The organism is Pseudomonas sp. PP3 (assembly GCF_905336995.1).
Lineage (GTDB): Bacteria > Pseudomonadota > Gammaproteobacteria > Pseudomonadales > Pseudomonadaceae > Aquipseudomonas > Aquipseudomonas reinekei.
The window spans coordinates 1,966,607-1,991,501 of the sequence record NZ_HG995459.1 but is presented as its reverse complement, the minus strand read 5'-3'; the positions used below and the strand labels follow the sequence as shown (position 1 = coordinate 1,991,501).

14 protein-coding genes are annotated in these 24,895 nt (G+C 62.5%); 6 read left to right on the top strand and 8 right to left on the bottom strand.

What is annotated here, in order from left to right:
* Window positions 1-249: 249 nt before the first annotated feature.
* Entirely contained in the window at window positions 250-924 is a 675-nt protein-coding gene (locus tag KHO07_RS09145) for a histidine phosphatase family protein (RefSeq protein WP_212626991.1), read from the top strand.
* 291 nt (window positions 925-1,215) lie between these two features.
* Here KHO07_RS09145 and mnmH read toward each other — a convergent pair whose 3' ends face one another.
* The 3 genes from mnmH to KHO07_RS09130 form a co-directional block, all read right to left on the bottom strand.
* Entirely contained in the window at window positions 1,216-2,319 is a 1,104-nt protein-coding gene (gene mnmH / locus KHO07_RS09140; protein ID WP_212626990.1) for a tRNA 2-selenouridine(34) synthase MnmH, read from the bottom strand.
* Entirely contained in the window at window positions 2,319-3,353 is a 1,035-nt protein-coding gene (gene selD, locus KHO07_RS09135) for a selenide, water dikinase SelD (protein WP_212626989.1), read from the bottom strand. Before selD ends, mnmH begins: the two co-directional genes overlap by 1 nt.
* A gap of 109 nt (window positions 3,354-3,462) precedes the next feature.
* Window positions 3,463-13,989, bottom strand: a complete 10,527-nt coding sequence (locus KHO07_RS09130; protein WP_212626988.1) for an autotransporter-associated beta strand repeat-containing protein — start codon at window positions 13,987-13,989, stop codon at window positions 3,463-3,465.
* Between the two features lie 379 nt (window positions 13,990-14,368).
* On the opposite strand from KHO07_RS09130, the gene KHO07_RS09125 reads away from it, so the two are divergent.
* Entirely contained in the window at window positions 14,369-14,596 is a 228-nt protein-coding gene (locus tag KHO07_RS09125; RefSeq protein ID WP_064678785.1) for a DUF6555 family protein, read from the top strand.
* Between the two features lie 26 nt (window positions 14,597-14,622).
* The gene (locus KHO07_RS09120; RefSeq protein ID WP_212626987.1) at window positions 14,623-14,901 is read left to right on the top strand and encodes a hypothetical protein; all 279 of its coding nucleotides are present in this window, start codon (window positions 14,623-14,625) and stop codon (window positions 14,899-14,901) included.
* A gap of 31 nt (window positions 14,902-14,932) precedes the next feature.
* Here KHO07_RS09120 and KHO07_RS09115 read toward each other — a convergent pair whose 3' ends face one another.
* The 3 genes from KHO07_RS09115 to KHO07_RS09105 are packed head-to-tail and all read right to left on the bottom strand — an operon-like array spanning window position 14,933 to window position 16,129.
* On the bottom strand, window positions 14,933-15,091 hold the full coding sequence (locus KHO07_RS09115) for a metallothionein (RefSeq protein ID WP_212626986.1): 159 nt from the start codon (window positions 15,089-15,091) through the stop codon (window positions 14,933-14,935).
* Between the two features lie 49 nt (window positions 15,092-15,140).
* Window positions 15,141-15,638: a DMT family transporter gene (locus tag KHO07_RS09110; RefSeq protein WP_212626985.1), complete on the bottom strand. Its 498-nt coding sequence runs from the start codon at window positions 15,636-15,638 to the stop codon at window positions 15,141-15,143.
* Window positions 15,638-16,129 carry a DMT family transporter gene (locus KHO07_RS09105; RefSeq protein WP_212626984.1) on the bottom strand — a complete coding sequence of 164 codons (492 nt, stop codon included), beginning with the start codon at window positions 16,127-16,129 and terminating at the stop codon, window positions 15,638-15,640. Before KHO07_RS09105 ends, KHO07_RS09110 begins: the two co-directional genes overlap by 1 nt.
* Before the next feature lie 112 nt (window positions 16,130-16,241).
* Here KHO07_RS09105 and KHO07_RS09100 point away from each other — a divergent pair, with 112 nt between their 5' ends.
* Window positions 16,242-17,177, top strand: coding sequence for a LysR family transcriptional regulator (locus KHO07_RS09100; RefSeq protein ID WP_212626983.1), 936 nt, complete (start codon window positions 16,242-16,244; stop codon window positions 17,175-17,177).
* 76 nt (window positions 17,178-17,253) lie between these two features.
* Here KHO07_RS09100 and KHO07_RS09095 read toward each other — a convergent pair whose 3' ends face one another.
* Both KHO07_RS09095 and KHO07_RS09090 read right to left on the bottom strand, forming a co-directional pair.
* On the bottom strand, window positions 17,254-18,936 hold the full coding sequence (locus KHO07_RS09095) for a methyl-accepting chemotaxis protein (RefSeq protein WP_150735434.1): 1,683 nt from the start codon (window positions 18,934-18,936) through the stop codon (window positions 17,254-17,256).
* Window positions 18,937-19,115: 179 nt separating this feature from the next.
* Window positions 19,116-20,432, bottom strand: a complete 1,317-nt coding sequence (locus KHO07_RS09090; protein WP_212626982.1) for a Na+/H+ antiporter NhaC family protein — start codon at window positions 20,430-20,432, stop codon at window positions 19,116-19,118.
* A 314-nt stretch (window positions 20,433-20,746) separates the two neighbouring features.
* Here KHO07_RS09090 and KHO07_RS09085 point away from each other — a divergent pair, with 314 nt between their 5' ends.
* Window positions 20,747-22,894: a methyl-accepting chemotaxis protein gene (locus KHO07_RS09085; protein WP_212626981.1), complete on the top strand. Its 2,148-nt coding sequence runs from the start codon at window positions 20,747-20,749 to the stop codon at window positions 22,892-22,894.
* A 286-nt stretch (window positions 22,895-23,180) separates the two neighbouring features.
* A complete protein-coding gene (locus KHO07_RS09080; RefSeq protein WP_150735431.1) occupies window positions 23,181-24,857 on the top strand; it encodes an MFS transporter in 1,677 nt (558 codons plus the stop codon).
* Window positions 24,858-24,895 lie beyond the last annotated feature (38 nt).

Sequence of the window (24,895 nt, the reverse complement as noted above, 5' to 3'; positions counted from 1 at the left end):
CGAGCCTTGGGTGTAGGGTGTCCATAAATCCGCAACATCATGTCGATAACCTTCGCTGCAACCCGTTGAAGGTTACCGGTAAATTGCTGCGCTCTCGGCCGGAATCGAACCAATGGGCTTCAGAGGACTCTGAGCACTGCCCCTTTGAAACGGACCGGCTTCACGACATGGAAAACACCCGACGCTGGAAAGTCGCGGTGTAAAGGTTTGTCAGCCTTAAACCCAATGCGCTGAAGAACCCTTTATTCCATGATCAATCCACTGAAATTTGCCAATCGCTTCAAACATCGCGCCTACCTGTTCTTGCCCGCCCTGCTGGCAACCAGTGCGTTGTTTTTGTCGCTCGAATCCAGTGAGAGCCGCGCTCAGCCGGCCGATGGCACCCAGACGCTGGTGTTCCTGCGTCACGCGGAAAAACCGGCCGGTGGCCTGGGCCAGCTCAATTGCCAGGGACTGAACCGTGCGATCGACCTCGCGACCCTGCTGCCGGAAAAGTTCGGCAAGGCCGACTACGTATTTGCCGCCAACCCGACGCGCAACGTCGAGGAAGGCGAGCTGGACAACTCCTACAGTTACATTCGCCCATTGATGACCATCAGCCCCAGCGCGATCAAGCTCGGTCTGCCGGTGAACATCAACTTCTCGGCCAACGATACCAGCGACCTGGCCGATGAACTGCTGCACGACAAGTATCACAACTCGGTCATTTACACGGCGTGGTCCCACGGCTATCTGCCCGAGTTGATCAACAAGGTCGCCGGGGAAGCGGTCGGCAAGAAGCAGAAGATCACCGAAGATTGGGAATCCAGCGACTTCGATTCGCTGTATGTCCTGACGCTGACCTGGCACAACGGCAAGGCCAGCCTGCAGAGCAATATCTACAAGCAAGGGCTGGATAACGGGCAGGAGGCTTGCCCGACCTGAGTCTTGCGTGGCCTGGGCGGGCCTCATCGCTGGCAAGCCAGCTCCCACAGGGGTCTTATGTGGCCGGTTCGGGCCTCATCGCTGGCAAGCCAGCTCCCACAGGGATCTTATGTGGCCGGTTCGGGCCTCATCGCTGGCAAGCCAGCTCCCACAGGGGTCTTGTGTGGCCGGTTCGGGCCTCATCGCTGGCAAGCCAGCTCCCACAGGGGTCTTGTGTGACCACGAAATCCCGGAGTAACCAAGAACATTGTGGGAGCTGGCTTGCCAGCGATGCGGTCGTTGAATCCACCCTCAACCCCGTTGATTCACCCGCTCACGCAAATACTCCAACACCGCCCCCCGCTCCCCGGCAAACTCGATCCGCGCGCCCTTCTTCTCGCGCTGAAAGGCGTACATCGGATCGTAATACTCAACCAGTAGCCCTTCGATCCAGCCCCGGTGCAAATCCACCGCACCGCTGCGGCCCTGCTCGATCAACGCTTGCTCCATCAGGATCAGCATCCGCCGATGGCGCTCGCCACCCAGGCGCTTCTGCACGTTATTCAGGCTTTCCAGCAAACGCTCGGAAAACAGCGTAAAGCCCTGGTCGCCGTGCACGGTGATGAACTCGGCACACAGGTCCACCACATAATCGCGCAAGATCCGCTCGACCCGCCCCTGCAGGCTGTCTTCGAGCCAGACCATCGGAAACTGTTGCATGCCCTGGTACAGCGGCAGTGGCAGCGCACAACTGCCGACCGCCCGGCTCTCGTCTTCGAGCACGAATTGCTCGAGGCCGCGGGCACGTTTTTTCAGCACATCCACTGCCAGGCGATTCTCGAAGTCGATGTTCGACGGCTGGCCCGTGGCGCGTTTGCCGAAACTCGAACCGCGATGATTGGCATAGCCCTCAAGGTCCAGCCCGTTGCTCAATTGCGTCAGCACTTCGGTTTTGCCGGTGCCGGTCATGCCGCCCAGCAACACGAAATCACACTGGGCCACGGCTTGATCGACCGTCTCCAGCAGGAAGGTGCGCATGGCCTTGTAGCCGCCACCGACCCGCGGATAGTCGATGCCCGCCTCGTCCTTGAGCCATTGCTGAACGATCTGCGAACGCAGCCCCCCGCGAAAACAATACAAAAGACCATCGGGATGCGCCCGGGCGAAATCCGCCCAGGCCTGGATCCGCTCGGCCTTGACCGGCCCCGACACCAGTTGATGACCCATTTCGATGGCGGCCTGTTGGCCCTGCTGCTTGTAGCAAGTGCCGATGCGTTGCCGCTCGTGATCGTTCATCAGCGGCAGGTTGACCACGCCGGGAAACGACCCCTTGGAAAATTCGATCGGCGCACGGGCGTCCATCATCGGTCGGTCGTTGAGAAAGATGTCGCGGTAATCGGTGCAGTCGACAGACATCAAGACACCTCGACCGCGTGAATCTGTCGCTCGACCAGTTCGCCGATCGGCGCCAGATCAAGGCCCAGCTCGGCGGCGACTTTGAGGAATTCGGCGTTACCCTCGGGCGTGACGGCAATCAACAGGCCACCGCTGGTCTGCGGATCACACAGCACGCGCTTGTGCAGCTCCTGCAGGCGCCCGAGCTTGCTGGCATAGCTATCGAAATTGCGCAAAGTGCCGCCGGGAACGCAGCCTTGTTCGAGGTAATACTCGACGCCCGGCAAACGCGGCACCCGGTCGTATTCGATACGCGCGGTCAACTGGCTGCCATCGGCCATTTCCACCAGATGCCCGAGCAGGCCGAAACCGGTGACGTCGGTCATTGCGGTCACGCCTTCGAGTTTGCCAAAGCGGCTGCCGGGTTTGTTCAGGGTGCACATCCAGTCGCGGGCCAGGCCGACGTCGGCACTGCGCAACTTGCCCTTCTTTTCCGCCGTGGTAAGGATGCCGATGCCCAAGGGTTTGGTCAGGTACAGCAAGCAACCGGCGGTGGCGGTGTCGTTGCGCTTCATGTGGCGTTTTTCCACCAGTCCGGTGACGGCCAGGCCGAAGATCGGTTCCGGCGCATCGATGGAGTGACCGCCCGCCAATGGTATGCCGGCCTCATCGCACACCGAGCGCCCGCCACGAATGACTTCCCGGGCAATCTCCGGCGCCAGTACGTTGACCGGCCAGCCGAGGATCGCGATGGCCATCAACGGATCGCCGCCCATGGCGTAGATATCGCTGATGGCATTGGTGGCGGCGATGCGACCGAAATCGAACGGATCATCGACGATCGGCATGAAAAAATCGGTGGTCGATACCACGCCGCGCTCTTCATCGATGGAATAGACCGCGGCGTCATCGCGCGAGGCGTTGCCGACCCACAGCTTCGGGTCCAGATTCTGCGCACCGCTACCGGCCAGAATCACTTCCAGTACTTGTGGGGAAATCTTGCAACCGCACCCAGCACCATGGCTGTACTGGGTCAGGCGGATCGGCTCGCTCATCAGGGGCACCTCGTTGGGTCAATGGCGCCGATTCTAGCAGAGCAAGGCATGGCTGAACCCGAGGCAAAAAAAACCGCCCTGGCGGGCGGTCAAGCATTGCAGAAGCGAATCAGAACCCGAGGCTGAAACTGATGGTCATCGCATGATCGTTGCTGTCGCCGGAGACCTGCCCCGAATAACCGATGCCGAGTTTGCCGGTCGGGCTGATCTGGAAATCCACCCCGGCTTCAAGCACCGCGCTGTCCTCGGCAATCGGCACACCCTGCACGGTGTACGAGGCACCGCCGTCGATGAAGGTCATGTCCGCGTCGGGCTTGGTGTCACCGAAGGCGTGACGCCAGCCAATGGCGGCACGCGGGGTGAACTGTCCACCGTTGGCCAGGGTGATGCGCTTGCCGGCACGCAGGCCGAGGGTGGAGAACGTGATGTCCTGGTCGGATTCAGCCGACAGGCGCCCCACCCCGCCTTTCTCCTTGGCTTTGTCGGTGTCGTAGTTGACGTAGGCCAGGCCGGCGAACGGCTCAAGGGCAATGCCGGCCGCCTCGACGGTGTAACCGACTTCGCCGAACACCTGGGCGCTGCGTGCGTCGTAGTTGGCCTCCAGCCGATCGTTGTAGGCGCCGACGCTGACGTCGCGCTTGCTCTCGATGTCATGCCAGCTATACGCCGCGCCAAGGCGCACAGCCAGTGCATCGAACTGCGAGTTCAGGTACGCCGCCAGGTGGTAGCTCTCCACCGTGGCGTCCGAACGCCGGTCATGGGCGTCAATGTCGCTGCGGGTGTAGCCGGCGGCCATCCCAACGCGCCACTGATCATCGAGCTGCTTGTCGGTGCCGAGCAGGAAACCGCTGAGGTTGCGATCCAGTTTCGCGCTGTTGCTGTCGCCATCGGACTCACCCCACGCCCCCAGGGCACGCACCCATCCGACCATCTCGCCGTGGCAACCGTTGCTGCTCAACTGATTGTCGCTGGGCGCCAGGGCGTTGCGCGGATCGTCCGTTGCGCTGCACGACGGCTGGCGCATGCGGTCGTTGACTGCGTCGCGCACGTAGCGGGAATCTTCCAGAATCGCGCTGGCCGTACTCGCGTGGATTTCCCCGGACAGACTGTCGAAGGCGTTGCGTGCCTGAGCGACGCTGAGGTTGAGGATTTCGTTCTGCAACGTCGTTCCGGCCGGCCCGTTGTTGGTCAACGCTGTGGCGGTGTTGAACTGGTTGCCGGTCGCGGCCACGTCGGCGAAGGAGTTGCCGTTGCGACTGACCGCCAGGTTCACCGCGTTCGCAGCGTAAATCAGCGCGGTGTCGAGGAACGCGTATTGCGGCAGATGGGTGCTGCTGAAGGTCCCCGACACGCCACCGCCAGCGGTGATCAGCGAATACGTGGTGTTGCCGGTGAAAGGTGCCAGGCTGTTCACTTGCAGACCGCCACCAAGGGTGGCGGTGCCGCCCACTGCCAGCGGTGTGGCGGTCGGTGAACTGACCGTCAGCGCCAGCAGGCCATCGGCGGCGTTGTTGAAGTTACCGGCCACGCTCAGGGTGCCATCCGCGGCGCCGGATTCCACGACGCCATGGTTATCCAGCGAACCGATGCTGCCGTTACCGCTCAGCCCCGCGCCATTGGCCACGGTGATCTGTGCGCCGAGCGACGCGGGGGCCGCAAGACTGCCGACCTGCAGCACGCCCTGATCCACCGAAAGCGTACCGTTGAACGGCTGATTACCGGTGAGCAACAAGCGCCCGGCACCGCGCTTGGCGATCCGTCCGGTGCCGCTGAGCACGCCGTTGAACTGGCCGCTGGCATTCTGCTGGAACACCAATTGCGCATTGTTGAGAATGTTGCCCTGCAGGCTGGTGGAGTTACCGATCAGCGTACCGCCACTGACGGTGGTGCCGCCGCTGTAGGTGTTGGCGCCGCTGAGCAACAGCGTGCCGGAATCAAGTTTTTCAATACCGCCAGTCCCCACCAGCGGCACGGAGATCTCGGTGGTCGCCCCTGCATTGACCCGCACCGGCGCAAGACTGCCGCCCGCCCCGTTGACAGGCGTCAGTGTGCCGCCAGCCGCAGGCACCAGGCTGTAGCCGCTGCCGAGGAACTGCAAGCCAGTGAAGCTTTGGTTGCCTTGCACCGTGACGGTGCCGCCCTGCCCGCCGAACACCGCGAACTGGCCGTTGGAGCCCAGCGCCTGGGTACCGGTCGGATCGGTCCAATTGGTCCCCGGTCCCCACACACCGCTGCCGCCACCGATGCTGCCGTCCGGGTTGGTTTTGCCGCCGTTCCAGAATTGCACTTCACCCGGCGTGCCTTGCACCAACAGGTTGATCTGATTGGCGATGGCCGTTTGCAGGGTCAGGTTGGCCGCCGAGACCGGCAGGCTGCCGTAGACCAGGCCGTTGTCGGTCAAGCTGCCGCCGTAGCTGAACAGTTGATAGACACCCGTGCCGAAGCCGCCGGCATTGCTGATGTTGAGCGTGCCGTCGAGGGTCAGGTTGCCGGCGACGTTGACCACCGTCGTCGAACTGGTGGCCGAGCCGAGGCTGAAGTCCAGGTTGGTCGCCGAGGACAAAGCCAGTGAACCGACCGACAACGGCGTCGCCCCGTTGCCGCCCGTCAGGGTCGCGCCGCTGGCCAGTTGCACGGCACCGCCGAATTGGCCGCTGCCGCCGATGCTCGCGCCGCTGTCGACGATGACGTTGGCGCTGTTGAGCACGCCGTTGACGATCAAGTCGCCGGCCTGCACCGAGGTGTTGCCGGTGAAGCTGTTGTTGCCGGTCAGGAGCAATTGACCGCTGCCGGTTTTGTTCAGCGTGCCGGTGCCGGTGAGGTTGCCGGTGTAGCTGCCGTCGGCGTTTTGCTCGAAGGTCAGCGCCGCGTTGTTGACGATTGCACCTTGCAGGCTGCTGGTGTCACCGCGGGTGCTGCCACCGTTGAGCGTGGTGCCACCGCTGTAGGTGTTGGCGCCGCTGAGCAGCAAATCACCCGCGCCGTTTTTCACCAGGCTACCGGTGCCGGTTATCGCCCCGATGAGCGTGGTGTTCTGGTTACCCGCCAGAGTCAGCGCTGCGCCGAGGTTGATGGCGTTGGCCAGTTGCAACGCCGAAGTACTGTCGAGGGTGCCGTTACCCAGCACACTCAATGCACCGCTGCTGATGGCGCTGTTGTTGCCGAGGATCAGCGTGCCGTCATTGAGCTGGGTGCCGCCGCTGTAGGTGTTGCTGCCGTTGAGGGTCAGGCTCGAAGCCCCCGTCTTGATCAGACTGCCGCTGCCGCTGACCACGCCGCCGAGGGTCAGGGCGTTGGAGCCGGCGACGTTCAGGCCACCGTTGAGCACCACGTCGTTGCCGAGGCTGACGACAGCGTTGCTGTCCAGCGCCGTGCCGTTGGCAGCGGTCAACACGCCGGTGCCGAGCGCCGCGTTGTTGCCGACCACGATCTTGCCACCATTGAGCGCGGTGCCGCCGGTGTAGCCGTTGGCCGCATTGAGCACCAGGGTGCCGGTGTCGTACTTGCCGAGGGTGCCGGCACCGTTGAGCGCTACGCCGATGGTCGCCGTCGCGTTCGGATCGACACGCACCGAGGCGTTGCCCAGCGAACCGTTGACCAGGTTCAGCGAACCCGCCGTGCCGTTTTGCAGGCTGTAGCCATCGGTGACGAACTGCATGCCGGTGACGGTTTGCGCGCCGTTGACGGTGACGGTACCCGCCGCGCCCTGGAACACCGCGAAGTTATTGGCCCAGCCTTGGTTGGTGGTGCCGTTGACGTCTGTCCAGTTGGTGGTGCCGGTACCCCAGGTACCGCTGCCACCGTCCACCGAACCGTTGGCGACCAGTTGGTTGCCGTCCCAGAACTGCACGGTAACGCCCGGAGCGGTGACCAGCAGATTGATCTGATTGGCCAGGGCAGTTTGCAATTCCAGATCGCCCGGGGTGACGCTGCCCGGCACGCTGCCGATCAGCATGCCGTTGTCGGTCAGGCCACCGGTGTAGTTGATCAGGCGATACACGCCGCTGCCAAAGCCGCCGATGTCGCTGACGTTGAGCGTACCGTCGAGGGTCAGGTTGCCGCCGACGTTGACCAGTGCGTTGCCGCCACCGGACACCGGAGTGCCGAGGCCGACATCGAAGCTGGAGTTACCGTTGAACACCAGCGAACCGACGGTCAATGTGCTGCCGGTCACACCCGCCAGATGACCGCCATCGGCCACCGTCACCGCGCCGGTCAAGCTGCCGCTGCCGCCGAGGGTGCTGCCGTTGTTGACCAGCACATTGCCGCTGGCCAGCGAACCGTTGACCTGTAGGGTGCCGGCATTGACGTTGGTGTCGCCGGTCAGGTCGCTGATGCCACTGAGGATGAGCGTACCCGTGCCGAGTTTGCTCAGGCTACCGTCACCGCTGAGGATGCCGGCGAAGGTACTGCTGACGTTGTTGCCTCCGAGGCTCAGGGTGTTGCCGGTACCGATCAGTGCAGTACCGCTGCCTGTGAGGCTGGCGAGGCTGCCCGATGCACCGAGATTCAGCGCCGCGCCGCCAGCGAGATTGACCGTGGCGTTGTTGCCCAGCGCCGCACCACTCAGCGTGGTCAGGCTGCCGGACAGCACATCGAACGTGCCGCTGAAGGTGTTGTTGCCACTCAGGGTCACGTCGGCCAGACCATTTTTGGTCAGCGTGCCGGCACCGGCGATGACGCCGCCGAGGGTCAGGTTGTTATTTCCCGCCAGAGCCAGATTCGCATTGACGTTGACGTTGTTGGCGAGCACCAGCGGTGCGGAGTTGTCGAGGGTCGAAGCACCGGCCACGGTCAGCGCGCCGCTGCCCAGAGAGCCACCAGTGCCGAGAGTCAGCGTACCGGCGTTCAGTGTGGTGCCGCCGCTGAAGGTGTTGATGCCGTTGAGCGTCAGGTTCGACGCGCCGTTCTTGATCAGTCCGCCAGCGCCGCTGACGACGCCCGCCAGGGTCAGATTGTGGGTGCCGGTGTTGCTCAGGTTGGCGTTGAGCACCACGTTGTTGCCCAGGCTCAGTGCACTGTTGCTGTCCAGCGCCGAAGCACCGGCCACGGTGAGGTTGCCCAGACCCAGCGCCGAGTTGCTGCCGGCGGTCAGGGTGCCCGCGTTGAGGTTGATGCCACCGAGGAAGTTGTTATTGCCGGCCAGGGTCAGGTTGGCTGCGCCGTTTTTGCTCAGGCTGCCGGCGCCGTTGATTGTGCCGGCAAGCGTCAGATCCGCCGTGCCGCCGATGCCGAGATTGCCGGCCAGGTTTACGGCGTTGTTCACCGAAACCCCGGTGGCCGCATCCAGCGTGGTACCGCCCGCCGCGTTCAGGGTGCCGGAGCCCAGCGCGGAGTTGGACGCCAGAATCAGTCCACCCGCGTTCAGCGCGACGGGCCCGAGGAAGGCGTTGTTGCCGCCGAGGGTCAGGTTGGCCGCGCCATTTTTGATTAGGCCACCGGTGCCGCCGATCACGCCGTTGAGGGTCAGCGCATTGCTGCCGATCACAGTGAGGTTGCCGTTGAGCGTTGCGGCGTTGCCGAGGGTCACCGCTGCGTTACTGTCCAGTTGCGTACCGGCGTTGGCGGTCAGCGCACCGCTGCCCAACGCAGTGTTACTGCCGACGATAATCTTGCCGCCGTCCAGTTGCGTACCGCCGCTGTAGGTATTGGCACCGTTGAGTACCAAAGTGCCGGAGTCGAGTTTGTTGAGAATGCCGCTGCCATCGATGTTGACGCCGATGGTCCCGGTCACGCCTGGATCGACACGCACCGCCGTGGTTCCGCCAGTGCCGTTGACCGCGGTCAGTTGCCCCGCCGCACCGTTGACCAGGTTGTAGCCGTCGGTGAGGAACTGCATGCCGGTGAAGGCTTGCGTGCCGTTCACCGTTACAGTGCCGGCCGTGCCCTGGAACACCGCGAAGTCGCCGGCCCATGGCTGGTTGACCAGACCGTTGGCATCGGTCCAGTTGGTGCCGACCGCATTCCACGTGCCGCTGCCGCCATCGACGACGCCGTTGGCAATGGTCTGGCTGCCGTCCCAGTAACGGATGTTGACGTTCGGCGCCGAGACTTGAATGTTGATCTGATTGGCCACGCCGGTCTGCACCAGCAGATCGCCGAGGCCGTAACCGACCGGCACGCTGGCGACATCGAGGCCCAGGTTGGTCAGGGCGCCGGTGTAGTTGAACAGGCGATACACACCAACGCCGAAACCACCGGCATCGGTGACATTGAGATTGCCGTCGAGGGTGAGGTTGCCGCCGACATTCATCAGCGACGAGGTCGACGGTGTGCCCAGTGCCACATCAACATTGCTGCCGGCCGCGAGGGTCAGAGCACTTGCCGACAAGGTGTTGCCTGACGACAACGCCAGATGGCCGCCGTTGTTGATGTTCACCGAGCCGAGCGCCGAGCCGGTACCGGTCAGGGTGCCGCCGGTATTGACGATGAGTTGTGCACTGCCCAGCGAACCACTGAGGTTCAAGGTGCCGCCATCGATCGTGGTATTGCCGGTGACGCCGTTGATGCCGGTCAGATTCAGCGTACCCGTGCCGATTTTGCTGAGGCCGCCACTGCCGCTGAGGTCACCGTCAAAGGTGCTGGTGACGTTGCCGCCGCCGACCGTCAACGTGTTGCTGCCGGTGAGCTGCACACTGCCGCTGCCGGTCAGCGCGCCGACGCTGGCGTCGCTGCCCAGATTGAGCCCGGCGCCGGCGCTGATATTGACGCCCGAAGTGTTGCCGAGCGCGTTGGCATTGAGCGTGGTGACGCTGCCGGAAACGATGTTCAACGCGCCGGTGAACGTGTTGTTGCCCGCCAGGGTCAGGTCCGACAGACCGTTTTTGGTCAGGCTGCCGGCACCGTCGATGATGCCGTTCAAGCTCAAATCGTTGTTGCCGGCGACGGTCAGCCCGGCATTAAGCGTAATGGTGTTGCCGATGCCGAACGAGGCGCTGTTGTCGAGCGTCGCCGCACCGCCGACGATCAATCCGCCGCTGCCCAGGCCGTTGGCATTGCCCAAGGTGAGCGTACCGGCATTGAGTGTAGTGCCGCCGCTGAAGCTGTTGTTGCCGTTGAGCGTCAGGTTGGCCGCGCCGTCCTTGATCAACTGGCCGGTGCCACTGGTCACGCCGCCGAGGGTCAGGTTTTGCGTGCCACCGACGGTCAGTGCAGCGTTGAGGGCAACAGCGTTGTTGAGGCTGACCAGCGGCGAATTGCTGTCCAGTGTCGCAGCGCCAGCGACGGTCAGTGCGCCGGAGCCCAATGCAGAACTGTTGCCAACGGTCAGGGTGCCAGCGTTCAGGGTGGTGCCGCCGAGGTAGTTGTTGGCCGCATTGAGGATCAGATTGGCCGCGCCGTTTTTCACCAGGCTGCCGGCGCCGCTGACCAGACCGGTCAGGGTCAGGTCAGCCGTGCCGCCGATGTTCAGTGCCCCGGCCAGCGCCACCGCGTTGTTCAGGCTGACAGCCGTGTTGGCGTCCAGCGTGGTGCCTGCCGCCGCGTTCAATGTGCCGGAGCCCAGCGCGGTGTTGCTACCAACGGTCAGTTTGCCGGTGTTCAGCGCGGTATTGCCGAAATAGGTGTTGGCACCGTTAAGCGTCAAATCGGCAGCGCCGTTTTTGACCAACCCACCGATACCCGCGACCACCCCGCCCAGAGTCAGCGCATTGGTGCCACCCAGGGTCAGCGTGCCGCCGAGGTTGACGTTGTTGGCCAGGGTTGCCGCGGTGTTGGCATCCAGTGTGGTGCCGTTGGACGCGTTCAGTGCACCGGTGCCGAGTGCAGTGTTGGAACCGACGATCAGTGTGCCGGCGTTCAGCGCGGTGGTGCCGGTGTAGGTGTTATTGCCGTTGAGGGTCAGGCTCGATGCGCCGGTCTTGATCAGGCCGTTGCCGCCGCTGATCACGCCACCGAGGGTCAGTGCGTTGGCCCCACCGGCGGTGAGGTTGGCATCGAGATTGACGTTGTTGTTGAGGGTCACGGCCGAGCTGCTGTTGAGGGTGCTCGCCCCGGCCACAGTCAGTGCCCCTGTGCCCAGCGCCGCGCTGTTGCCGACGCTGAGGCTACCGGCGTTCAGCGTGGTACCGCCAGTGAACGTGTTGACGCCGCCAAGGGTCAGGTTGGCCGCGCCGTTCTTGATCAGCTGACCAGCGCCGTTGATCACGCCGGAGAGGGTCAGGCCGCTGCTGCCGCCGATTGTCAGGGCACTGCTGTTGAGGTTGATGTTGTTGCTCAGGTTGACGGCGGTGTTGCTGTCCAGTGCTGATACATCGATGACGTTCAATGCACCGCTGCCCAACGCTGCAGCGTTGCCCACAGTGAGCGTGCCGGCGGCCAGCGTAGTGCCGCCGAGATAGGTGTTGGCGCCGTTGAGAATCAGGTTGGTAAAACCGCGCTTGGTCAGCCCGCCACTGCCGCTGATCACACCGCCGAGGGTCAGATCAGCGCTGCCACGGACTTCCAGATCACCGCCGAGGGAAACGTTGTTGGTCAGTGCGACCGCGGTGCTGGCGTCGAGTTTGGTGCCCGCCGCTGCGGTCAAGGCACCGGTACCCAGCGCCGTATTGGAGCCGACAATCAGCGTGCCGGCATTGAGCGCTGTGCCGCCAGTGAAGGTGTTGTTGCCGCTCAGCGTCAGGTCCGCCGTGCCGTTCTTGATCAGATTGCCGGCGCCACTGACGACGCCGCTCAGTCCAAGCGCCTGGGTGCCGCCGATCGTCAGCCCGCCCGCCAGCGCGACGGCGTTGGCCAACGTCACTGCGGCGGTCGCGTCCAGCGTGGTGCCCGCTGCCGCGCTCAACGCGCCAGTGCCGAGCGCGGTGTTGCTGCCGACGAACAGGCTGCCGGCATTGAGCGTGGTGTTGCCGGCGTTGGTGTTGTTGCCGCTCAGCGTCAGGCTGGCGCTGCCGCTTTTGGTGATGCCGCCGGTGCCGCTCAACACACCACCCAATGTCAGGGCATTGCTGCCGAGCACGTTGAGGGCGCCGGTCATCGCAATGTTGTTGGCCAGGGTAACGTTGGCGGTGCTGTCGAGACTGGTGCCGGCGGCAGTCGTCAGCGCACCGCTACCCAACGAGTCATTGTTAGTCACCAGCAAGCTGCCGGCGCTCAAGGTTGTGGTACCGGTGTAACCGCTGTTGGCGCCACTGAGGGTCAGGCTGCCGGTGCCGGTTTTGGTGATACCGCTACCGCCGCTGATCAAGCCGCCGAGGGTCAGTGCTCCCGTGCCGCCAGCCGTCAATGTGCCGCCGAGGCTGATGGCGTTGTTCAGGCTGATCGTCCCGGGCGCGCTCACGGTTGTCGCGCCGGTCACGTTGAGGGTACCGGTACTGAAGGCCTGATTATTGCCGACCTGTACCGTGCCTCCATTGAGCGTGGTGTTGCCCAGATAAGTGTTGGCTGCACTGAGGTTCAACTGACTGGAACCGATCTTGGTCAGCCCACCGCTGCCGGAAATCACCCCGCTCAGCGTGGTGGCGTTGTTGCCTTGCACCGTGACACCGCCGGCGCCGAGCGAAATCAGGTTGCTGATGTTCAACCCGGCGTTGCTTGCCTCGAGAACACCCCCGTTGGAGGTGATCACTCCGCTGCCGAACGTGGCGTTGTTGTTGAACCGGGCGATACCGCCGTTAAGCGTGGTCGCGCCACTGACCAGTGGCCCTTGTAACGTCCAGGTGCCGCTGTTGAGGGTCAGGTTGTTGAAGTTGACGTAGGTGGCGCTCGACGCCGTTCCAGTCCCGGTGATACCGCCGCCGACACCGGTCGGATTTTGCAGGATCAGGCTGTTGGTGCCGCCCGCACCGCCGTCGACCGTGCCGGTCGGGGCGAAGGTCAGGTTGATGCCGATCAGGCCGCCGAGGCCTACCGAAACCTGAATACCGTCACCGACTTGCACGGAGGATCCCGTCACGGCAGTGAAAGTGTTGGTGCTGTTCGCGCCCATCGACACGCCGCCGGTGATGGCGCCGGCGTTGGTGAAGGTGTTGCCCGCCGCCGACGTCTCGAACGCGATCCGGCCGTTGATGGTGCCGGTGCTGCTGTTGGTCATGTTGACTTGCGAGCCGCCGTAGACGCCGATCACCGGGGTGTCTGCCAGGGTGATGCCGCCGATCGACAGCCCGGTGGACGTGATCGTGCCGTTGTTGGTGATATTGGTGGTGCCAGCCGCCGCGTTGTTCACCGCGATACCCAGGCCGTCGATGCTGGTCAGGTTGAGCCCGAGCAGCATCCCGGTACCGCGAATGATCCCGCTGGCGTTATTGAGAATGCTGACGGTACTGGTGGCACCGGTGCCAATGAACGCGCCGCCGCTCAACACCGAGACCAGGCCGAGCAGCGCCGGGTCGATGGTGCCGGAGTTGTTCAGGGAGATATTCACCCCGGTCAGGTCCATGACATGGCCGCCGAGGGTCGCATTCATCTGCGCCCCGGAGTTGACGTTGACCGTCAAGCCGTTAGTGGCACTGGAGAAATTATTGAGAAACAGCGGCAGAGAGGGCACGCCGGTGCAGGTCACCGTCGAGCCTGCTGTCGAGCACGTGGCCAGTGCGGGTGTGCTCACACCGCCGAACAACAGTCCGGCGACGCTCAGGTGCACAGCAAGGGAAAGAGGGGAAAAACGCGAAATGAGGGCGACACCAAACCTTGCTTCCACGGGGTACTCCTTTCGTGGCCAAACCACTTCAATCCATGAAGGGCAAGCAGCAATGACGGTTAAACCGTTACGTGCTGTCAGAACTGCAACTACCCGGGAACCGTATCACTCCTGAGACACAGTAGTAGACGGTGGGTAATGGGCTACCTGTCAAATAGTGCTAGTACTTTGGTGATATGTACGGGGAACGTGGTTGTTTCGTGGAAGTTCTGTGAATTGGATCCATTTTTGGAATTTGGGTGGCTGTTGCCAGGCATTTGCCAAAACGACTCGCCGTTACCGCGGAAACGGATAGGCCGCCGTCACCGTCCGACAATCCGAATGAATTTTCCCAGTGGCGTGCGATCCCTCTATGTACACAGGGAGGATCTAGGGCTTTATGAACAACGCAAAACTTTTCGTCATCGAATACACCCTTCATGGCGCCCCCAAGTCGTTCATTATCCGTCTGGAAAAAATGGACAACGCGGAGGCCTGGCATTGGGCAAGTTGCGACGCGGGCGTTGGGCGAATCCCGCGCTTTGGCCGCGAAAAAGTGCAGAAGACCAGCAAGCCGATGGCGGAGAAATTCGGTGTGGAGAACGTCAAATGGCGGCCGGCAAATTGAAGTCCGGCGGGTACGGGGGATAGAACATGGCAGGCACAACCATCAGCCAACCTGCGCATCTGGACTATGGACTGGATACGCTGTTCGGCCGCATCACCAAAAGCGCTGAATGCCGGGTCGGCCTGGAACACGTCGAACATGACCCGATCCGCTTCGCCGTGCGCATTCCGGCACCTTTGCCCGAAGACCTGGAACAGGCGAAAACCCTGGTACTGAGGGTCGAAGGCCGCCGCCTGACCGGCACCGTTCGCCACAGTGAGCGGCTGGACGATGACAGCCTGAAACTGGAAGTGGAGCCCGACTAGGCTCCACATTCCGGTGCGCGGGTAGCTGTTGTCAGTGAGCGCACTTGCAGCCTTTATGGCTGCATTCTTCGCCGTGTTCGTGATGCTTGGCGCAAGCCTCACAGCAATAGTGCTTGCCGTGACGCACGATCGGATGCTCGCCAAGCTTGCAGTTGCATTTCGGACAGTCACAGGTACGGTCATCGGTCATGGAGCTGACTCCTTTGGCAGTGGTCGTCGGGGCTTGAGGAAGAGCCCGTTCAACCAGTGTAGGAGTTGGGACGGGACGCGTTTGCCGAAGAATCCACCGACCGACTACTGCTGCGGTACATGAACACCAGCGCCAACCCCAAAAGCACCATCGCCACGACCCGACTCCAGGACAACTCAATCGCCGGATTCCCCAACCAGCCAAAATTATCGATCAACATCCCCATCCCCAATTGCCCGACAATCACCGCCACCGTCGCCACCGCCGTCCCCACCCGCGGCACCGCGCCAACCATGACCATCATGTAGACCACCCCAAACAGCGCCCCGCTGAGCTGCCACTTCGGCACATCCAGCAGACTCACCGCGTAAGCCGGCTCAAAAAACACAATCAGCAACCCGGTCAACACCGTGCCCACCACAAAAGTCAGCAAACTGCTGCGCAGCACACCCACCGTTTCACCCAGGCGCCCATTGATCGCCGCCTGCACACTCAACACCGCACCGGCAGCCACAACCACCGCCAACAAAATAATCAGACTCATCATTACCCCCGAGCAATCAGGACAAGTGCCGCGACAATCAGCAGCAAGGCCAGCCAACGTTCACCGTTCACCTTTTTGCGCGTGGCACCGAACCAGCCGAAATGGTCGATCAAGACACTCTTGCCGACCTGCCCGGACAGAATCGCGATCATGGTCATCGCGATACCGATGTGCGGGGTGGCCAGCGTCAGCACCACCACATAGATCGGCCCGAGAAAACCACCGATCAATTGCCAGCGCGGCAGCTCACTAAAGGCCGGGCCCTGTTGCGGGCCGCTGAGCAAGAGCAGGAAAAACAGAATCGCCGAACCCACGCCAAAAATGCTCAAGGTCGCCCACAAGTGACCCACCTGAACGCCCAAAGGCCCGAGCAGACCGGCCTCCACCGAAAGGCCCATACCGGCCAGAATCACCAATGGCAGCAGCAACAGCCGTAGCCCGGAGCGGGTGGCCGGCGCCGCTGCGCTACTCACATCATCAATAGAAGCCTGCATAGTCAACACCTGCGTAAAGGAACGATGGCGCGCATTATCGTCTGGCATAGCTGTGCGATAAATGGGAGCATCCGGACAACACTTTTGCGTAACTCGCACAGTAGGATTGACCATGCACGGCCTCAACGAACTGGGATTCAAGGCGCTTCGGCTGTTTGTTTCGGTACTCGATCACGGCAGCTTTTCCGAAGTCGCCCGCCGCGAAGGCGTGGCACCCTCTTCAATTTCCCGGCAGATCCAATTGATGGAGCAGGCCCTCAACCAGCAATTGCTCTACCGCCACACCCGCGCCGTTACGCCCACCGAAGCTGGCCGGGTGCTGGGCGATCACGCGCGGCTGGTGCTGGTGCAACTGGAGGAAGCCGAACAGGCGTTGCTGGAACAACAAAGCGAGCCGAGCGGGCTGGTGCGCATCAACGCACCGGTGGTTTTCGGCCAGCGGCACCTGACGCCGTGGCTGGGGCAACTGTGGGCGCGCTATCCGAAGCTGCAACTGGATATCCAGCAGACCGACAGCTACGTCGCGCCTTTGCAAGAAGGTGCCGACCTGCTGTTTCGCATCGGCCCGCTGCGCGACTCCAGCCTGCAGGCGCGGGTTCTGGCGCCGCAGCGTTTTCAGGTGGCGGCGAGCCCGGCCTATTTGCAACGCCACGGCACGCCCGAACATCCCGACGAGCTCGCCAGGCACCAGTGCCTGGCCTACAAAGGCGTGTCTGGCCTGCAGCGCTGGTTTTTCCGCAAGGGCACCCAGCCGTGGGTACCGTATTCGGTGAAGGGGCCGCTCACCGGCAACCACGCGGACACCCTGACGCAAGCCGCCGAACAGGGGTTGGGTTTGGTGATGTTTCCTTCATGGTTGATTGGTGAGTCGGTACGCAACGGCACGCTGGTGCCGGTGCTGGGGAGCTATCAGGTTTCCAACAGCCTGGAGCCACAGCAGATCGCCGTGCTCTGGCCCGGCAGTCGGCGCTTGTCGGTGAAGGTCAGGACGGTGATTGACTACTTTGTCGAGTGTTTCGGCGAAGTGCCGTACTGGGACAGACCGTAGGAGCCGGCTTGCTGGCGATGGCGTCCTCGAGGGCGCTATCGCCAGCAAGCCGGCTCCTGCAGTGGGGTGTTGCTGGTCAGATGCGGAATTGGCCGACCAGACTGCCCAGCCGCTGCCCAAGGTCCGCCAGGCTGCGCGAGGTTTGCGCGCCCAGTTGGGTTTCATCGGCAACGTTGTCGACCGCCACCGCAATCTGGTGGACGCTGCGGTTGATCTCTTCAGCCACGGCCGTCTGTTCCTCGGCGGCGCTGGCGATCTGCGCGTTCATCGAATTGATGGTGGCAATCAACTGCGCCATGGTATCGAGCGAGGCACCCGCCTCGTTGGCTTGCGCGGACGTGCCGTCACCGGCCTCGCTGGAACGGCGCATGGCTTCCACCGCCGATTGAGTGCCGGCCTGCAAGCGATCGATCATGCCCTGGATTTCCTGAGTGCTGATCTGCGTACGGCTGGCCAGCGCCCGTACTTCATCGGCCACCACCGCAAAGCCGCGCCCGGCCTCACCGGCACGGGCCGCTTCGATGGCCGCGTTGAGTGCCAGCAGGTTGGTCTGCTCGGCGATCGAGCGGATCACCCCGAGCACGCTGACAATCGACGACACGTCTTTTTGCAGGCTGTCCAAAGACACGCCGCTGCTGCGAATGTCATCCACCAACGCATGAATCTTGACGATGCTGCCCGCCACTACACGCTTGGCGGCCTGTCCTTCTTCATCGGTCTGCTGGGCGGCAACCGCGGCATTTTGTGCACTCTTGGCCACTTCCTGGGCGGCGGCGGACATCTCGTTGATCGCCGTGGCGACCTGATCGGTCTCGTGACGCTGACGCTCCATGGCCTGGTCCGAACGGTTGGCCTGGTCGGAAACCTGGGTCACCAGCCCGGTCAACTGTGCAGTCATTTCGGTGATCTGGCGCACCAGGCCATGGATCTTGTCGACGAAGCGGTTGAACGAGCCGGCCAGTTGGCCCAGCTCATCCTGGCTGGTGATGTTCAGGCGACGGGTCAGGTCACCCTCGCCCGCCGCGATGTCGTCGAGGTTGGCTTTCATCTGGTTCAGCGGGCGCAGAATGGTGTTGGCCAACAACATCCCGGCTGCGGCGAGCAGCACCAGCACCACCACGGCCACGCCGACAATGCTCAGCACCACGCCTTGCATGCGCTCCTGAACCTTGGCCTCGACCACGGCGACTTGCGCTTCGATACCGTCAAGGTTGACCGACGTACCCACCGCCATGTCCCACTTCGGCAAATATTCGGTGTAACCGAGCTTGGGCACCAGCACCTTGTTATTGCCCGGCAACGGCGAGCTGTATTGCAGGTAGTGCGTACCGTCCTGGGCGACTTTCACCAGGTCGCGGTTGACGTAAACCCCGTTGGGATCGCGGTTGTCCTTGAAACTTTTGCCCACGCCTTCGGGATCTTTGGCCTTGAACAGGCGCACGGTGTTGGAGTCGTAGCCGAAGAAGTAGCCGTCCTTGCCGTAGGTGATGTTCGACAGCAACTTGATGGCCTGCGCCCGTGCCGCGTCGTCGCCCTGCGCGGCAGCGTCGTACAGCGGCTTGATCGTGGTCATCGCCACGGCAACATAACTTTGCAGGGTCGCCTTGGCATCGCTGAGCAGGCGCTCGCGGGTTTCCACGACCTCCTGGCGGGCCTGGCCTTGCAGGATAAACAACGTGGTCAGGCTGATGACCAGCGCGAAGAGCAACACCGGGAGGACGGCAAGGGACAGGACTTTAGCCTTCAGGCTCATGCGCATGACGTTCACTCTTTGATTTTGTTGGCGTGGTTAAAGCTTTAACGGCAGGCCAATTCAAAAGTTGAACGCGGTCACTGTGGGAGCGAGCCTGCTCGCGATGACGGCCTGTCAGTCACATAGATGCTGAAAGTGCCGACGCTTTCGCGAGCAGGCTCGCTCCCACGGGGTGAATTGCGGTGTTACAGCACCATCGCGGCAATCCAGCCAAACGCCAGCAGCGGCAGGTTGTAGTGCAGGAAAGTCGGGACCACGGTGTCCCAGATGTGATGGTGCTGGCCGTCGATGTTCAGGCCGGAAGTCGGGCCGAGGGTCGAGTCCGAGGCTGGCGAACCGGCGTCACCCAGGGCGCCGGCGGTGCCGACGATGCACACGATGGCAATCGGGCTGAAGCCCAACTGCACACACAACGGTACGAAAATCGCCGCCAGGATCGGCACGGTGGAGAACGACGAGCCGATGCCCATAGTCACCAGCAAACCCACCAGCAACATCAGCAAGGCACCGATGCCTTTGCTGTGATCGATGTACGCGGCCGACGATTCGACCAGCGTCTGCACCTCGCCGGTGGCCTTCATCACTTCGGCGAACCCCGAGGCGGCGATCATGATGAAGCCGATCATCGCCATCATCTTCATGCCTTCGGTGAACAGGTCGTCAGTGTCGCGCCATTTGACGATGCCCGAGACCGAGAAAATCAGGAAACCGGCCAGCGCACCAATAATCATCGAGTCCAGCAGCAACTGAATAATGAAGGCTGCGGCAATCGCCACAGCCGCTACCATCAGGCTCATCGGGTTGTACTGCACCGCAACCTGCTCGACTTGCTCGATCTTTTTCAGGTCGTAGACACGCTTCTTGCGGTAGCTGATGAACGCGATCAGCAAGCCCGTCACCATGCCCAGCGCCGGAATACCCATGGCGTGGGTGACGTTGATGCCGCTGACGTCCACGCCACTGCGGGCGACGTTGGCCAGCAGGATTTCATTGAGGAAGATGTTGCCGAAGCCCACCGGCAGGAACATGTACGGGGTGATCAGGCCGAAGGTAATGACACAGGCGATCAACCGGCGATCCAGCTGCAGCTTGGTCAGCACGTAGAGAAGCGGCGGCACCAGCAAGGGAATGAAGGCGATATGTATCGGCAAGATGTTCTGCGAGGCAATGGCCACGACCCAGAGCAGACCGATCAACAACCACTTGACCTGGCCACCGCCCGTGGCGTGCTGGCGATCGACCATCGCCAGCACTTTGTCCGCCAGGGCATGAGCCATGCCGGACTTGGCAATGGCCACCGCGAAAGCACCGAGCAACGCGTAGGACAACGCCACGGTCGCCCCGCCGCCGAGGCCGCTGTTGAAGGCTTTGAGGGTCGCGTCGATTCCCAGGCCACCGGTCAAACCGCCCACCAGCGCACCCACGATCAGCGCGATCACCACATGCACGCGGGACAGGCTGAGTATCAGCATGACGCCAACCGCGGCAATTACTGCATTCATTTCATTACCTCGACACAAACGGAAAGAGTCCGGTCGGCAGCTCGCATGGGCCGCCAGCGGGTTAAAGAATGGGTCTTATTAGAAGGGCGCGCACTTTGCCGGACCGCTGCCGCCTTGTCAAAGTCAGGCGCGTCCTTTTGTAGGAGCCGGCTTGCTGGCGATGGGTCCATGCAACCTTGCGGTGATCCTGCGACCGCATCGCTGGCAAACGAGCGACTACAGCCGATTCGATTTTCGGGGGCGGCGTAAAGAAAGCCAGATGGCTGCCGTTACAGTGCAAAGTCTCAGATATTTATCGAATAAAGGACGTCTCCATGTCGCTCAGACAACTTTCCATTCAATGGAAAATCACCCTGCTGGCCGGGCTGTGCCTGGCGGGCATCGTGACCCTGCTGGTGGGTCTTTCGCTGTACCGCATGGAGCACAGCTCCGCGATGGTGAAAGCCTCGAGCATGGAGATGCTGACTGAAGCGGCCCAGGCGCGGATCGAGTCCCAGGGTGAAAACCAGGCACTGGTCATTCGCCAGCAATTCATGGACGCCTATCAATACGGGCATGGATTCTCCCGTCAGGTGCTGTTTCTGCGGGATCAGGCCGAGAAGCGCTTCCTCGATGCCTTCGACCTGCGCGAAGACCTGACCCGTCAGGTCAAATCGGCCCTGCAAGCCAATCCGGAACTGCTGGGTTTGTCCCTGGTGTTTGAACCCGACGGGCTGGACGGCAAGGACGAACTGTTCAGCGGCCAGGACGAATTGGGCAGCAACGACAAGGGCCGCTTTGCCCTGTACTGGTCGCAGCCTTCGCCGGGCAAGGTGACGTCGATGGCGCTGCCGGAAAGCGACATGACCGACACCAGCACCGGGCCCAGCGGCGAACCGGCCAACGCCTGGTTTACCTGCCCGCGCACCAGCCTCAAGCCCTGCGTGATCGAACCCTACTTTTATATGATCGACGGCCAGAAAGTGCTGATGACCAGCATCGTGTTCCCGCTGATGGTCAACGGCAAGGTGATCGCTTCGTTATCGGTGGACATCAACCTCAACCGCTTGCAAGCCATCAGTCAGGGCGCGAGCAAGAAACTCTACGACGGCCAGACCAGCGTCAGCATTATCAGCCCTGCCGGCCTGCTCGCCGGTCACAGCCCGGACGCCGGCAAACTCAGCCAGCGCCTGGAAGCCATCGACCCCACCAACGGTGCCGAGTTGATGCGCACCCTCGCGACCAGCAGCCAGACCGCCAGCCTGCACAGCAATCAACAGCTCAAAGTGCTGTCGCCGTTCCAGCCGATCCCCGGTGGAAAATCCTGGGGCGTGTTGCTCGACGTCCCGGAGAAAGTGCTGATCGGCCCCGCCGAGACCCTGAAAAAGCAACTGGATGAAGGTAACACCGCCGGCACCCTGACCGAGTTGGGCCTGGGTGCGCTCGCCGCATTGATCGGGCTGGTACTGGTGTGGCTGATGGCCCGCAGCGTGACCAAGCCGATTTTGGGCGTGGCGCACATGCTCGAAGACATCGCCAGCGGCGAAGGTGACCTGACCCGCCGCCTGGCCTATGACAAACAGGATGAGCTGGGCCAATTGGCGGGCTGGTTCAACCGCTTCCTCGACAAGCTGCAACCGATCATCGCCGAGGTCAAACGCTCGGTGCAGGACGCTCGCAGCACCGCCGACCAGTCGTCCGCCATCGCCACCCAGACCAGCGCCGGCATGGAGCAGCAATTCCGTCAGGTGGATCAGGTCGCCACCGCGTCCCACGAAATGAGCGCCACTGCCCAGGACGTGGCCCGCAGCGCGGCCCAGGCAGCGCAAGCCGCCCGGGATGCTGATCAGGCGACCCGCCAGGGCCTGACCGTGATCGACCGCACCACCGCGAGCATCGACAACCTCGCCGCCGACATGAGCGCGGCGATGATTCAGGTCGAAGGTCTGGCGGCCAATAGCGAAAAGATCGGTTCGGTGCTCGAAGTGATCCGCGCCATCGCCGAACAGACCAACCTGCTCGCGCTAAATGCCGCCATCGAAGCAGCCCGTGCCGGTGAGGCCGGGCGCGGGTTTGCCGTGGTGGCCGATGAAGTGCGCAACCTGGCGCGGCGCACCCAGGAATCCGTCGAGGAAACCCGGCTGGTGATCGAGCAATTGCAAAGCGGCACCCAGGATGTGGTGGGGTCGATGGGCAACAGCCATCGCCAGGCCCAAGGCAGTGTCGAGCAGGTCGGCCAGGCCGTGACGGCACTGCGGCAGATCGGCGAGGCGGTGACCGTGATCAGCGACATGAACCTGCAAATCGCCAGTGCCGCCGAAGAGCAAAGCGCGGTGGCCGAGGAGATCAACAACAACGTCGCGACCATCCGCGATGTGACCGAGTCGCTGTCGGGGCAGGCCAATGAATCGGCGCGGGTGAGCCAGTCACTCAATTGCCTTGCGAATCATCAGCAGGGTTTGATGGATCAGTTCCGCGTTTAAGCCCCAGTGATCCGCTGTGAGGGCCAGCCCGCCTGCTGGCGATGGTGGTGACACATTTAGTATCAAATGTGTCTGATACACCGCTATCGCAAGCAGGCTCGCTTCTACAGTTCTGAAAAGTCCTTCGCTGCCGTGCTCAATGATGGCGAGTGGATATCTACCCAAAGCCGATTATGCTTCAGGAAACCTTGCAGCGATGCGAGGCCGTCAGTCTGTGTCCCAAGGCCCGGGTACGGCAATAAATGAGAGGTGCTCCGGCCTACAACAAGAACAACGGAGAAAACTCATGGCGGCAATCGACGATACAAGCACGGGCAGCGCATCCAACCACGGCGTCACCAAGGAGGAGCGCAAGGTCATCTTCGCCTCGTCCTTGGGCACCGTCTTCGAGTGGTACGACTTTTACCTGTACGGCTCCCTCGCCGCGATCATCGCCAAGCACTTCTTCGCCGGCGTCAATGAGACCACCTCCTTCATCTTCGCCCTGCTCGCGTTCGCTGCGGGTTTTGCCGTGCGGCCATTCGGCGCGATTGTGTTCGGCCGGTTGGGCGACATGATCGGGCGCAAACACACCTTCCTCATCACCATCGTGATCATGGGTGTTTCCACGGCAATTGTGGGCTTCCTGCCGGGCTACGCGACCATCGGCGTGGCAGCACCGATCATCCTCATCACCCTGCGCCTGCTGCAGGGCCTGGCGCTCGGCGGCGAGTACGGCGGTGCGGCGACCTACGTGGCCGAGCATGCCCCCAAAGGCAGACGCGGTTATTTCACTTCGTGGATCCAGACCACCGCGACCCTCGGCCTGTTTCTTTCGCTGGTGGTGATCCTTGCCTGCCGCACCGTCCTGGGCAATGAAGCCTTCGAAGCCTGGGGCTGGCGGATTCCGTTCCTGCTGTCGATCCTGCTGTTGGCCGTCTCGGTGTACATCCGCCTGCAACTCAGCGAGTCGCCGGTGTTCCTGAAAATGAAGGCCGAGGGCAAGGCGTCCAAAGCGCCGCTGACTGAATCCTTCGCCCGTTGGGACAACCTGAAAATCGTCATCATGGCCCTGCTCGGCGGCACTGCCGGCCAGGCCGTGGTCTGGTACACCGGGCAGTTCTATGCACTGTTCTTTCTCCTGCAAACGCTGAAGATCGATGCGCAAACCGCCAACTTGCTGATCGCCGGTTCGCTGCTGATCGGCACGCCGTTCTTTGTGATCTTCGGCAGCCTGTCCGATCGCATCGGCCGCAAAGGGATCATCATGGCCGGCTGCATCCTCGCGGCGCTCACGTACTTCCCGATCTTCAATGCGCTGACCCAATACGGTAACCCCGATGTCTTCGTCGCACAGGAGAAGAATCCGGTCACGGTGGTCGCCGATCCCGACCAGTGTTCGTTCCAGTTCGACCCGGTGGGCAAGGCCAAATTCACCAGTTCCTGCGACCTGGCCAAGACCGTGCTGGCCAAACGGGCGATCCCCTATAAGAACGAGAAAGCCGAGCCTGGGGCTGTGGCGCAGGTGCGCATCGGCGACAAGGTGATCCAGAGCTTCGAGGGCACCGGCATGCCGGCCGCCGACTTCAAGACCCGCAACGATGCCTTCACCGCCACACTCGCGACCGCTCTCAAGGAAGCCGGTTACCCCGAGAAGGCGGACCCGGCCAAGACCAACTATCCAATGGTGCTGTTGCTCCTGACCATCCTGGTGATCTACGTGACCATGGTTTACGGCCCGATCGCCGCGTGGCTGGTGGAACTGTTCCCGGCACGTATCCGCTACACCTCGATGTCCCTGCCCTATCACATCGGCAACGGCTGGTTCGGTGGCTTCCTGCCGACGGTGGCTTTCGCCATGGTGGCGGCCACCGGGGATATCTATTACGGGCTGTGGTATCCGATCGTGATTGCGGTGATGACGGCAGTTCTGGGGATTTGCTTCATGCCGGAAACCAAGGATCGGGAGATTCATCACACATAGCGCCAAGCCTGACACTGACCTTGTGGCGAGGGAGCTTG